This is a genomic window from Megasphaera stantonii, assembly GCF_025567065.1.
Taxonomy (GTDB): Bacteria; Bacillota; Negativicutes; order Veillonellales; family Megasphaeraceae; genus Megasphaera; species Megasphaera stantonii.
Window position 1 is genome coordinate 86464 of sequence record NZ_JAOQKD010000001.1, and the last position, 13634, is coordinate 100097.

A 13634-nucleotide genomic window follows, 5' to 3' on the forward strand; every position below is an offset into this window, starting at 1 on the left:
GGCCTTTTTGCATGGGCCGGCGAAGGCCGGGCCTTGGGGAAGCATGATGAAGCAGACGGCGGAACGCCGCCGTTTATAGTATAGAATACTGTATTTATAAGAGGAGGGAAACCTGTTGCGGACCCGTAATATGATAAAGTTTTTTGGGGCGGTCGCCATTATATTGGGCGTGTTCCTGACCTTCATTTATCCGCTGGCCAACTCGATTAAACAGGGCCTGGATTTGCAGGGCGGCACGCATATCGTCCTGGAAGCGGAAGATACGCCCGATGCGCCAGTCACGGAAGACTCGCTGAACCGCGCCGTCTCTATCGTCGAACGGCGTATCAATGAAATGGGCCTGACGGAACCGCTGGTGCAGAAGGAAGGCGCCCGCCGCATCATCGTTGAGCTGCCCGGCGAAAAGAATCCGGAAAAAGCCATCGAAACGATCGGCAAGACGGCCGTCATGGAGTTTAAAGACGAAAGCGGCGCGACGCGCCTGACCGGTAAGGATTTGAAGACGGCGAAAGAACAAATCGAAAACGGCAACCAGAACGTTGTCGCCATTGAATTTACCGATGAAGGTGCCGACAAGTTCGCCGATTTGACGGCGGCTAATGTAGGCCATAAAATCGCCATCCTGCTGGACGGCGAAGTATTGACGGCTCCTGTCGTCAACGAACCGATTACCGGCGGCAAGGCCGTCATCACCGGCAGCCGGACGCTGGAAGAAGCTAAAAATCTGGCCATCCTGCTCCGTTCCGGTGCATTGCCTGTCAAGCTGAAGGTCATGGAAGTGCGGACTATCGGGCCAAGCCTGGGCCAGGACTCGAAGATTAAGAGCGAAAAGGCCTTTGCCATCGGCATCGTCCTGATCATGATCTTCCTGGTCGTCGTATACCGCATGTCCGGCATCGTCGCCAACGTAGCCCTGCTGGTATACGTCCTGATCCTGCTGTCTATTTTGAAATACCTCGACGCGACGCTGACCCTGCCCGGCATTGCGGGGATTATCCTGTCCATGGGCTTTGCCGTCGACGCCAATATACTGATCTTCGAGCGATTTAAGGAAGAGGTGCTCGTAGGGAAGACCTTGCGGACATCGATGGAGGCCGGGTTTAAGCGGGCCTTCCATACGATTCTCGACGCCAACGTATCGGTTATGATCGCCGCCATCGTCCTCATCGTCATGGGGGCCGGTACGGTCAAAGGCTTTGCCGTCAACCTGGCCTTAGGCCTCATCGTCAGCATGTTTACGGCTATTATCGTCAGCCGTTCCCTGCTGACCTGGTTCATTAATACGAATCTCCTCACCAATCCGTGGTTCTATGGATTGAACCGCAAGGTGCCGGAACACATGCTCAAAAAGGGGGGACGGAAATGAGTTTTGATATTGTAGCCCATAAGAAATGGTGGTTTACCCTGTCGTCCGTCCTGGTCGTCCTGAGCGTCATCTCCATCTTTATCAACGGCTTTAACTTCGGCATCGACTATACGGGCGGCACGATTTTGGACTTGCAGTTCAAGCAGCCCGTTACGGTAGCCCAAGTGCGCGAAGTCATCGACGACTCCAATATGAATTTGGAAAACAGCGTTATCCAGCTGTCGGGCGTAACGGATCAGGAATCGTCTCAGGAAGTGATGATCCGCATGCGCAACCTGGAAAGCGACGAAAGCAAGGCCATTTCCGATCAGCTCAACGAAAAGCTGGGCGGCGCGGAAGTGAAGCGTATCGAATCGGTCGGCGCCGTCATCGGCTCGGAAGTTACGAAGAATGCCGTGACCAGCCTGGCCGTGGCCTTTATCGCCTTGGCGGCCTATATTTCCTTCCGCTTTGAATATAAGATCGCCATTTCGGCTATCGTATCCATCCTCCATGACTTGATCATGGTATTGGGCTTTTTTTCCTTCTTCCAGCTGGAAATCGACGCCTCCTTCCTGGCGGCTATCCTGACGGTTGTCGGCTATTCCATGAACGAAGCCGTCGTCATCTTCGACCGCGTCCGTGAAAACACGAGGACCCACCGCCGCACGGATACGTATGAAAAGCTGGCTCACGACAGCATTTCCCAGAGTATCCACCGCAGTATCTACACGCTGACGACGGTGCTCTTCGCCTGCGGGGCCCTCCATTTCTTCGGCGGCGAATCGACGAAGAATTTCTCCCTGGTCATGCTCATCGGCTTCATCAGCGGCGCCTACTCGTCCATCTGCGTAGACACGTCCCTGTGGGTCGTATGGAAAAACTATACGGCGAAAAAGCACGGTTCGAAGCGTGTTGTTCATGAAGAAAAAGAGGAAGTAGAAGAAAATTAAATATACACGGATAACCAATGGTAATCCATTCAAGCATTATAGGTTAGGTATAAACCAGTACCAATGTAAGGAGTTCTTACATTGGTACTGGTTTATTTTTTATGATTTAAGCAGGTGATTTATGTGCTATAAGTGATGGAATGTAAATGGTTTTTATGAATAAAATTATGAATAAAATGCATTTTATTTGTTGAATGATACTAATAGAATATATTCATGATTAAATATTGACGTTTTATGTGTAGCGTGCAATAATATAAACATAAAAAACGTAAATACGAATTGATTCGTATTAAGAAACGAAAAAAAGGAGAGGGTAGAATGAACAACGAAAAACCTACGAAAGTGAGATGGATGGTATTTGCTTCTTTATTTGCATTATGTACAGTCAACTACATTGACCGTGCTGTTATTTCTGTATGTATGCCTGCAATTGAAGAAGAACTTCAGTTTGGTCCAGAATTGGTTGGCGTTATTTTAAGTGCATTTTTTTGGGGATATACTGTAATGCAAATTCCAGCAGGATGGTTTGCAGATAGGTTTGGTCCGGGAAAGACTATTTTAGGCTCAGGTATTTTGTGGGGCGTTTTTCAAATGATTACAGGTTGTCTTCACAGCAGTACTGCTTTTATGATTGTTCGAGCACTATTGGGAGCTTCTGAAGCCCCTATTTATCCCGCTAGTAGTAAATTACAATCTGTATGGCTAACAAAGAATGAACGGACTCGTGGAGCTGCTATTGTTGATGCTGGCTCGCCTTTGGGCACTGCTATTGGAGGTCCATTGATTGTGGCTTTCCTTGCTTGGTTTGGGGGATGGCGAGGTGCTTTAATGGGAGCGGGTATTTTGACCATCTTGGTAGTTTTATTATGTTATCCGTTTTGTAAAGCTACGCCAGATACAAGTCCAAGAATTAATGCTGCAGAACGTGAATATATAGATAATGCGTTAAAAGATGAATATAAAATATCTGGAGATGCAAATCAAAAATTATCTGTTGGATTAACAAGATATTTAAAAAGTTTTACATTTTGGGGAATGACTTTGGGATTTATTTGTTATGATTGCTTTTGGTACGGATTGATGACATGGGGACCCATGTACTTATCACAAGTTTTTAATGTCAACATTATGACAATAGGCACGTCCATATTTATCGTTTTTGGCGTTGGCGTTATTGGTGAATTATTTGGAGGATTTTTTATTGATCATCTAAAAGAAAAGGGAATTGACCCTAATAAGATTGTCAAATGGTCTTTTGGAATTTTAGGTGTTTTGATGGCTATAGCTATGTATTTCTTGAGCAATGCAACTAGCATTACCATGGCGATCATTTATTTATCCTTTGCGATGTTTTGTGAACGTTGGGTGGGTTGTACATTCTGGAGCTTACCCGCAACAATATCGCAACGAGACGATGTTGGTATCGTTGCAGGATTTATGAATATGTTAGGAAATGTTGGTGGCGCAATTGTCCCTGTTTTAGTCGGTATCATTGTTATGGCGACGGGGAACTATTATTGGGCAATCATTCTATTCTTAGCTTTTGCATTAGGAATTAGTTTCTTCCCATTAATTATGAATTTGAATAAAAAAGTAGGTGCTGATATTTTAAAAGCATAAGAGATAAAATACATTTTTCTTTCTGACCGAGAAGTAAGGGGAATGATTTGCAAATATGTAAATCATGTAAGGATATGAAAGGCGTAATATTGGAATGCGCATTTTTTAATGATTTGAAAGACGAGTGATTATAAAGTGATTCATGTGAACTGTGTATCGTATCACCTATATTTACAAGTACTCCAAACCGGTTAGTCAATAATTTTGGACATAAGGAAAAAGGCTTATCGCACATGCATACTTGCATGTGCGGCAAACCTTTATCTGTATTTATGATATTCTAATAATTTAGTAGGATGAAGATCGTTTTATGCTCATTCGGAGCTTTTATGGCAATACTATTGAAGCTGGTCAGATAAATATTTTTATGTGAATGTATTTGAGGTGTCATCTTTTTAGAAGATGGCAAGATCAAGTTTTTGTATGTTTATTTATATTAATGTATACAAAAAAAAGGGTATGAATTGATGAAATATCTCTTTGGTAGATAACTTGTACTAATGATATATGATGGTGAAGATGAATTTGTAAAAGATTATATTGAATCTTAGTGTAACTGTGAATAAGATATGGATTTTTATAATGGAGATAACAGTATAAAATATGAGTAGATTAAGAGTTTCATTGAAACCATTCTTTTTAATTGAGATTTTTAGTATGCCTTGAGAAATTTTTTGCAATAAAGCTAAGTAAATAATTTAATAAAAATTATAAGAAGGTGTTAGAAAGCGTTCTTATTAGCATTTTATAATAATTTGGTTGTAGTTATTATGTTTTTTAACAAATTATTTTGTTTAAATATGTATAAAAGAGATTCTTTGTATTAAATAATGCAAATGAGATATACTCATGATAAAGTATTGACTTTAATTGTATAACGTGCAAAAATATAAATGCAGACGTAAATGCGAAATAATTCGTAATTAAGAATATCAAAGGCGTTTATAATGTGGTAAAAGGTGATAGTCATGAATATAAGAAAATTAGTATCTTTTAAGTGCAATAACAAACTCCAATGGGGGATACTGGATGGGGATGAAGTGTATAGTGCAGAAAATTTATCTCACGCAATATCGGTACACCTTCCTGAAAACCTTTTAGATTTTATTTCTTTAGGACCTAATGGATTAAATAGGCTGAAAGCTAAGTTAAAAAAAGAACATTGCGTTATTAAATCATTAAATATTGATGCTATCACTATTACTGCACCTATTATGAATTTGAGAAGAAATATATTTTGTATTGGTGAAAATTATGTAGAACATGTAGGTGAATTTGAAAAAAATTTTAATATGGAAATACAAAAAAAATTACCGTCATGTCCAGTTATTTTTACAAAAGCTGCTTCGGCAATTATTGGACCTGAAGAATTGATTGATTCCCATCCAATGATAACGAAGGCATTAGATTATGAGGGGGAGCTAGCTGTTGTTATTGGTAAAACAGGTATGAATATATCGGCAGAAAATGCAATGGAGTATGTGTATGGATATACTATTCTAAACGATGTTTCTGCGAGAGATTTACAAAGTAAACATGGGCAATGGTTTCATGGAAAGAGCCTTAATACATTTGCTCCTATGGGACCGTGTATTTTACTAAAAGATGAAGCCCCAAGTTTTTTTGAAATTATGACTAAGGTTAATGGAGAAATACGGCAACATGCTACCACTAAGGAATTTATTTTTTCCATTTCTAAAATAATTCAAACTTTATCGGAAGGGACTACTCTTTATGCAGGTGATGTTATTGCAACTGGTACTCCTTCTGGCGTAGGGGTAGGTTTTACGCCGCCTAAATATCTTCGTTCTGGAGATTTAGTAGAAATAACTATATCTGACATTGGGACTTTATCGAATTCAGTTAAATAACTGATGGATTTTTATCGAAGGGCTTGTAACCTGCGCAGGGTTATATATATAGTGTGTGCGGATATTTGCTCCGGAGGCTTTTATGAGGCACATATTGCAAGTTTTAAGGTTTAGCGATATTTTTAGAAAGATGGTGAAATTTTTATGACTCAATTAACTCAAAAACCTACAAACGTTCGATGGCGAGTGTTTTTAGCATTGCTGATTCTCGTTACTATCAACTACGTAGACCGTGCTGTTATTTCTGTATTAATGCCTATGATTCAGGAAGATTTGCAATTTAGCCCTGAACTTGTAGGTGTCATTCTGAGTGCATTTTTTTGGGGCTATGTAGTAATGCAGATACCTTCTGGATGGTTATGCGATAAATTTGCACCCGGTAAAGTTATTGTCGGTACAGGGATCTTGTGGGGGATATTTCAGATTTTTACTGGATTTATCCATAATAGCACAATGTTTATTGCTATTCGTGCATTATTGGGTATTTCAGAAGCTCCGATTATCCCTCTGGAGGGAAATTACAGTCTGTCTGGCTGACTAAAAATGAACGTGGTAAAGGCGCTGCATTAATGGATTCCGGTTCGGCTTTGGGGAATGCGTTAGGAGCACCGTTATGTGCGCTATTTGTAGCTTTTCTTGACGGTTGGCGTGGCGCTTTAATTGCAGCAGGCGTATTAACAATTATTGTAGTGCTAGCTTGTAAACCCATTATTGGATCTACACCGGAAACGAATAAGAGCATTAATGAAGCGGAACGTGAATATTTACGCAAAGCTTTTGAAGAAGAGGATGCTAGTTCTTTAAGCGGCCAAAACATGGATGATGCAAAATCTGGTTCAACGGCTACGACATATTTAGGTTCACGGAGTTTCTGGGGAGTATGTCTGGGATTTGGCGCTTATGATGCATTTTGGTATGGTTTAATGACCTGGGGCGCCTTATATTTGGCGGCAGTACATCATCTGAATATTAAAGATTTAGGTTGGTCTATTTTCTTAATTTATGCAGTAGGAACTGTTGGACAATTATTAGGCGGTGTCGTTACTGATAAAATTCGTCAAAGTGCAAAAGATACTAATGCCGTATTCAGACGGTTATTTCCTCTGTTAGGTGTATGCATTGCTGTTCCGATGTATTTGCTTTCAGTAGCAACAGATATCTACTTTGCTATTGCGATGCTTAGTATCTCGATGTTTTTTGAAAAATGGTGTGGAACAATGTACTGGTCTTTACCGTCGATTGTTGCGGATCGGCAATATAGTGGCACTCTCAGTGGCATTATGAATATGTTTGGCAATGTCGGTGGTGCAGTTGTTCCTATCGTTGTCGGGTTGATTGTTGGAGCTACTGGTTCGTATTATTGGGCTTTGATGTTATTTATTGCTTTAGCCCTTGGAACGGGTTTATTCCCTGTTTTAATCAATTTTGATAAGAAAATTGGGATGGAGTAATTTAACTTTTATTGAATTTGGCGAAATAATGAAAAGACCTTTTTTGAGGTCACCTATCGGTCTGCAAAAAAAGGTCTTTTTATCAAACATGTAGAGCTATAGAAAGGGTGGAATACTTATGAAATACAATCCTGTGACAGATGAAGTTGTCAATGAATTAAAGAAAATTGTCGGAGATAAATATGCTACGACGGATCCGGATAAATTAGAGATTTATAAGACTGACGAAGAAGGGAATTCTATTTATTTCAGTTATCCTGAAGTTGTTGTATTTCCAGCTTCTACTGAAGAAGTTGCCGAAGTTGTTAAGTTAGCTAATAAATACTTAGTTCCAATTACGCCGCGTTCGGCTGGAACAGGGCTATCTTGCGGGGCGATTCCTGTGCATCATGGAATTGTTATAGAATTAGAACGAATGAATCAGATTCTTGAAATGGATGCCGAAAACTTGTACTGCGTGGTTCAGCCAGGCGTTCGTACTGTTGATTTGCAGCAAGCTGCGAAAGCAAAAGGATTATTGTATGCCGGCGATCCGTGCAGTGCTGAAAGTTGTCAGATAGGCGGAAATTTAGCAACCAACGCTGGGGGAAACAAAGCTGTTCGTTATGGTACGACTCGTCATCAAATCTATGACCTTACTGTTGTAACACCGCTTGGCGACATTGTAAAAGTTGGTGCCCGGTTAGAAAAATGCAGCACGGGATACTGTTTAGAGCAATTGATCTGTGGATCTGAAGGTACACTGGGAATTATTACAGAAGCGACGTTAAAATTGAGGATGCTGCCGCCGTATTCCTTCGATATCGTTGCTATTTTTGATGATCCTGCAAAAGCGTTAGCTTTGCCGAGAAAGATTTTGAAGGCAGGTATTGAGCCGACAAGCATTGAATATATGGATAACCGGGCTATTGTTATTAGCGGCGATTTTATTAAATGCGATTTGCCGTACGCTAAGAAAAATGGCGTGTATGATATTATTACTGTTGAATCATACGATCAAGATGAGCTCGATAAAAAAATGGAAAAATTAGGCGATTTATGCGATGAGGCTGGTGCCGTCGAGGTACTGATGGCTGATGACCGAATTTGGGAAGCCAGAAAACAATTTGCCGATGCTTGCCGTGAAATTTGCTTGACTTGGGCTAGTTCGGACTATGTCGTTCCTCTTGATAAAATTATCAATGTCACAACAGAACTTCCGAATATCATGAAGAAACACGATATTGATGGTGGTATTGTAGCTCATATTGGTGATGGCAATATTCATGTGAATATTTTGAATACACATAATCAAGGTCCGGAAGAATGGGCAAATACCTTGCATGCATATGATGATGATATTTTTGCATTGGTATATAGCCTGGGCGGAAAGATGTCTGGCGAACACGGCATTGGCTATAAGAAAAAAGAGGAATTTGAAAAATTTACTCCTGAAGGTGAATTAAAACTTATGCGTTTATTGAAGAAAGCTTGGGATCCTAATAATATTATGAACCCATCTAAAGTTATTGAGGTTGAATAAATTTATTACATACATATATTACATATTATATAGGAGTCGTTATGAGTAAGTTTAAAGAAAGATTGAAAAATGGCGAACGGTTATTTGGGCCGTTCCTCAACATGAATTACCCGGCCGTCGTAGAAATCGCCGGCTTGGCAGGCTTTGACTTTGTCATCATCGACAACGAACATGGCGAAATTCCCTTGGAAAGCACAGTCGACTTGATCCGTGCCGCAAAATTGACGGGAATTCCGGCTATTGTCCGTGTATACGAAGGCAATCCCGAACTCATCGACAAAGCGCTGGATTTGGGCGCCGACGGCGTTCAGATTCCGAATATCGGCTCTAAGGAAGCCGCTGAAATCGCTGTACAGGCCGCTAAATTTGCGCCGGAAGGCAGCCGCGGCTGCAACCGCTTCGTTCGCGCCGGCCGCTACGGCAGCATCGATAAAGCCGATTTCTTCGGCAAGGCCAATGAAGAAACGGCCGTTATCCTTCAGGTAGAAGGCCAGGACGGCGTCAACGCCCTGCCGGAAATCTTGAAGGTCAAAGGCGTAGACGTCTTGTTCGTCGGCCCCTATGACCTCTCGGCCTCCTTGGGCATCCCCGGCCAGGTAGATCATCCGAAGGTCATCGAACAGATGAATGAAATCATGGCTCAGGCGAAAGAAGTCGGCGTAGCCGTAGGCTTCTTCGTCGACGACGTGAAGAAAGCCGTAGAATGGAAAAAACGAGGCGTACAGTACGTTTCCTTCTCGAGCGACGTAGGTGAATTGTTTACTCGTTTTAAGGAAAACGCCGACTACTTTAAAGAACATTGATGAAACTGTATGCGCGTATCCTTTTGAGAAGGGGTGTGGATGATAATGGGTGAATTTTCCGGGAAAATCGTACTAGTTACAGGGGGCAGCAAAGGAATTGGCGCTGCTACGGTAAGGCGTTTTTGTGAAGAAGGCGCACATTGTATTATTGCCAGCCGCCATCTGGAAGAGTGTCAGTCTTTTGCTGATGAATTGCAGCAAGCGGGATTTTCTGCAAGCGCCTTGGCGGTGGATGTAAGTAAAGTAGCTGAGATCAAGCAAATGGTCGGCGATGTTATAGATCAATTTGGCAAAATTGATGTGTTAGTTAATTCTGCTGGAGTTAATAATAGAAAATATGCAGTAGATTACGTAGAAGAAGATTGGGATTATATTATGAATATCAATCTGAAAGGGGCGTATTTCTGCACGGTTGAAGTGGGTAAGGAAATGTTAAAACAACAGAAGGGGGCTATTATTAGCTTGTCATCCTTGCAAAGTCACATCAACATGCAAAGATTATCGATCTATGGAGCAAGTAAAGCTGGGATACGAAATTTTACTAAGGGTTTGGCAAATGAATGGGCTACAAAAGGTGTTCGTGTAAATTGTGTGTCGCCTGCATTTATAGCTACTCCGTTAGTAGAGAAGGTACTGCAAGATCCTTCTTATACTACGATTATAGATTCGCGTACGCCTATGAAGCGTGTCGGCACTCCTGATGAAGTTGCAAACGTTATTCTTTTTTTAGCATCGGATAAGGCAAGTTATATTACTGGAGCAGATATTGCAATTGACGGCGGATGGACGGCTAGTTAATGAATTGAGGCCATAATACGAAGGGTTTGTCACGTATATATTTACCATGCGTGGCAAACCTTTAGTTTTTTATATTCTATTATATATTCCCCTTAGTGAAATGGAGGATGTTTTATGATTTTTCAATTTGGAATTCCTACAAAAACATTATTTGGTGTTGGCCAACTCAATCATTTACATGAGCAAATGATGCCAGGTAAAAAGGCGTTGCTGATTCTTTCTAATGGAATTTCGGCAAAGAAATATGGGTATTTAAATCGTACGGAAAAAGAATTACACTTGGCTGGCGTGGAGACCGTTCTTTTTGATCAAATCGAACCCAATCCTACTAAAACAACAGTTATGATGGGGGCAGCTGTTGCGCGGCAGGAAAAATGTGATTTTCTTGTTGCTTTAGGTGGGGGCAGCTGTATTGATGCTTCCAAAGCAATTGCCGTTATGGCTACAAACGAAGGTGATTTATGGGATTATATTCAGAATGGTACTGGAAAACGGCAGCCTATTGCCGTCAACCCTTTGCCGATTATTGCGATTACGACGACTGCTGGAACGGGTTCGGAAACGGATGCTGGAGGTGTTATTACGAATACGGAAACGAATGAAAAAACACCGATAAAAAGCCCGCTTCTATTTCCGAAATTGGCTATTATCGACCCGGAATTGATGTTGACAATTCCTCCGAAATATACTGCTTACCAAGGATTTGATGCATTATTTCACAATATTGAAGGATATTTGTCATGTAAAGCAAATCTCATGAGCGAAATGATTGCTCTTGAAGCCGTTGACCAAATTAGTACCTGGCTTCCTGTGGCTGTTCAAGATGGCTCTAATATAGAGGCGCGAGAACGAGTTGCCTTTGGCAATTATTTGGGAGGCTTGGAAATGTGCACAAGTTCTAATATGAGCGAGCATTCTTTGGAACATGCCTTAACGGCGTATCATCAGGAATTGCCGCATGGTGCAGGCTTAATTATGCTGAGTAAGGCATACTTTACCTATATGATTGAGCACCATGTGTGTGATGAACGTTTTGTTGCTTTGGCGAAAAAAATGGGGAGAACTGATGCGGAAAAGCCGGAGGAATTTATTATAGCGCTAGAAGAACTAAAGGAAAAATGTGATGTATCTGACCTTAAAATGTCTGATTATGGCATTGTTCCGGATGAATTTCCTAAAATGGCTGCTAATGCGAAATCGGCAATGGCTTTTCTCTTTGAAGGAGACCGCATGGAACTGAAGGAAGAGGACTGCGTCAATATTTTAAATGCTGCATACCAATAAGATGAGGTTATTCAAGTTAGATTAAGATAGCTTCTATATAAAAATAAAGGGCTCTTTCTTCAGAACGCAGGTTAAATTACAAAACTTGCATATTTAAGAAAGAGCTTTTTGTTATTTTATATGATTTTATGCCTAAGAAAGACTGGCGTAAAATGACTTATAAATAAAATAGGAATGGCTACCAGTGTTTTGATCCTTCAGCTACTCCCATTTGTTTTTAACAATTTGAAATGCTGGGTATTTGAGAAACAAAGGAATCTAGAAATAAGTTGCTGTCAGAAATTCCAAGCCGCTGCAGATTGCGTTCTAGTACATTTTGCCCAGTTAATAACGCCTTAACTACAGTTTCTTTTATTTCTTTTGTCAATCTGAATGTAGGCATACTTACACTGACAGCTGCAATGATTTTGCCATTATGATGGATTGGTACTGCAAAGCAACTTAAATCAGGAGAAATTTCTCCTGATTCTTGAAAATAGCCTTCGGATTTAGACCGGAGACATTCATCATATAATTGTTCTATCGTTTTGCATGTTTTTTCTGTTACTGGTTTTAACGGGCCTTTATAAATTGATTCCAACTCTTGAAGGGAATAGCAACTAAGCAACGCTTTGCCTAAAGAGGTGCTATATGCTGGCAGGCGTTTTCCGACGAATGAAACGAGGCGAATTGGTTCAGCCGAATCTTCTTTTGCAAGATATAAGACATCGCCATTTACTAAAATGCCTAATTGGCAAGTTTCAGATGTTTTATAAACAATTTCTTTCATTTCTTTCTTAAACACGTCTAATAAACCGATGTTTTGAAGAGATGCGGAGCCGATGAGGAACATACTGATACCTATGACATATCTGCCGTTGCTTTTTTGCTCAATAAAGTCTCTGTCGCGTAATGTGTGAATGATTGGTACAATAGTACTTTTGGGAACTTGAATTTTGGTAGCTATTTCTGTTAATGTCAGGCCTTCGTCGTTTGCAGATGCAAGCGACTGCATGATATCTAAAACTCGCAATGTTGGCTTGTGCTGAGAATATGCCATAACGTATCACTTCTTTCCTCATATATGTTGAAGAGTATATAATCCTCTTCCTTATTTATTCAATGCAAACAATACTTTATACATATACATTATATAGTATTATGAATTTTTCGTCCATATATTGGAACAATTATTTTAATGAAAACTTTATCATATGTATCTAGAATTAAATATTAGTATACAAGGTATCGTAGATTATTTACAAATTGACATTCAAAAATAGCAATGTTATCATATAATTAGTACTAATATAAGAACTTGGACGTAATTAAGGAAGGGAGGGAACGCTATGAATGGAGAAGGAACAAAAACGATTGTTCGTTCAGTGGCTCGTGCATTAGATATTGTTTATTTTATTGCTAATGCAGATCAGGCTCCCTCATTTACAGCGATACAAAAGGAGACGGGAATACCTAAAAGCTCATTGTCTAATTTATTGAAAGAATTAGTTTATAGAGAATATATTGAGTATGATTCTGTTCATAAAGGGTATCGTGCAGGTCGAACACTTATTGTTCTTTCCGCTACTATTATTAATAAAAAAGATATCAATCATCTTTTTAGTATCCAAAAGAAATTTACAATTTGAAAATATATTTTTATCTCACTAAACTATAGGAAATTTTCTATGATTTAGTGAGATTTTTTTGTTTTGATATGCCTTAAAAATTTTTTTATTCGGATATACATTATCTTTGCTTATATTATATGATTATAAGTTGCTCCATGTTTTTTATGCATTATATATGGTTTTATTATTTATAAGCATTGAATTTTTTCTTATAAAATGATAGAATAACGAATATAAGAATAAAGACGTATATAAGAACAATAAAAACGGGCAAAATCGACATGCTTACTAATGAAAAAATGATTGCCTTGAATGAAAAGTAGTTCACTAAAGTTTTTGTATGCGGAACTTGTTTTTACATGTCATTTAGAAAA

The 13634-nt window shown here is 40.0% G+C and carries 10 protein-coding genes and 1 pseudogene; 10 read left to right on the plus strand and 1 reads right to left on the minus strand.

Going from position 1 to position 13634, the window contains the following annotated elements:
* Positions 1–130: 130 nt before the first annotated feature.
* The 9 genes and pseudogenes from secD (at position 131) to OCV58_RS00470 (ending at position 11650) form a co-directional block, all read left to right on the plus strand.
* Positions 131–1366, plus strand: coding sequence for a protein translocase subunit SecD (gene secD, locus OCV58_RS00430; RefSeq protein ID WP_087478049.1), 1236 nt, complete (start codon positions 131–133; stop codon positions 1364–1366).
* Positions 1363–2298: a protein translocase subunit SecF gene (gene secF / locus OCV58_RS00435; protein WP_154876577.1), complete on the plus strand. Its 936-nt coding sequence runs from the start codon at positions 1363–1365 to the stop codon at positions 2296–2298. Before secD ends, secF begins: the two co-directional genes overlap by 4 nt.
* Before the next feature lie 321 nt (positions 2299–2619).
* Positions 2620–3921 (plus strand): MFS transporter, encoded by a 1302-nt coding sequence (locus tag OCV58_RS00440; protein WP_095629506.1) that lies wholly within the window; start codon positions 2620–2622, stop codon positions 3919–3921.
* 968 nt (positions 3922–4889) lie between these two features.
* The gene (locus OCV58_RS00445; RefSeq protein ID WP_095629505.1) at positions 4890–5792 is read left to right on the plus strand and encodes a fumarylacetoacetate hydrolase family protein; all 903 of its coding nucleotides are present in this window, start codon (positions 4890–4892) and stop codon (positions 5790–5792) included.
* A 258-nt stretch (positions 5793–6050) separates the two neighbouring features.
* Positions 6051–7243 (plus strand): annotated as a pseudogene (locus tag OCV58_RS00450) (MFS transporter).
* 112 nt (positions 7244–7355) lie between these two features.
* Positions 7356–8765 (plus strand): FAD-binding oxidoreductase, encoded by a 1410-nt coding sequence (locus tag OCV58_RS00455; protein WP_095629502.1) that lies wholly within the window; start codon positions 7356–7358, stop codon positions 8763–8765.
* A 41-nt stretch (positions 8766–8806) separates the two neighbouring features.
* Positions 8807–9568: an HpcH/HpaI aldolase family protein gene (locus OCV58_RS00460; RefSeq protein WP_154876578.1), complete on the plus strand. Its 762-nt coding sequence runs from the start codon at positions 8807–8809 to the stop codon at positions 9566–9568.
* A gap of 39 nt (positions 9569–9607) precedes the next feature.
* On the plus strand, positions 9608–10366 hold the full coding sequence (locus tag OCV58_RS00465) for an SDR family NAD(P)-dependent oxidoreductase (protein ID WP_095629500.1): 759 nt from the start codon (positions 9608–9610) through the stop codon (positions 10364–10366).
* A gap of 114 nt (positions 10367–10480) precedes the next feature.
* The gene (locus OCV58_RS00470) at positions 10481–11650 is read left to right on the plus strand and encodes an iron-containing alcohol dehydrogenase (RefSeq protein ID WP_154876579.1); all 1170 of its coding nucleotides are present in this window, start codon (positions 10481–10483) and stop codon (positions 11648–11650) included.
* 217 nt (positions 11651–11867) lie between these two features.
* On the opposite strand, the gene OCV58_RS00475 is transcribed toward OCV58_RS00470, so the two are convergent.
* Positions 11868–12689, minus strand: a complete 822-nt coding sequence (locus tag OCV58_RS00475) for an IclR family transcriptional regulator (RefSeq protein ID WP_154876580.1) — start codon at positions 12687–12689, stop codon at positions 11868–11870.
* A gap of 289 nt (positions 12690–12978) precedes the next feature.
* Between OCV58_RS00475 and OCV58_RS00480 the strand changes: the two genes are divergently transcribed.
* Positions 12979–13278, plus strand: coding sequence for a helix-turn-helix domain-containing protein (locus tag OCV58_RS00480; RefSeq protein WP_095629413.1), 300 nt, complete (start codon positions 12979–12981; stop codon positions 13276–13278).
* Positions 13279–13634 lie beyond the last annotated feature (356 nt).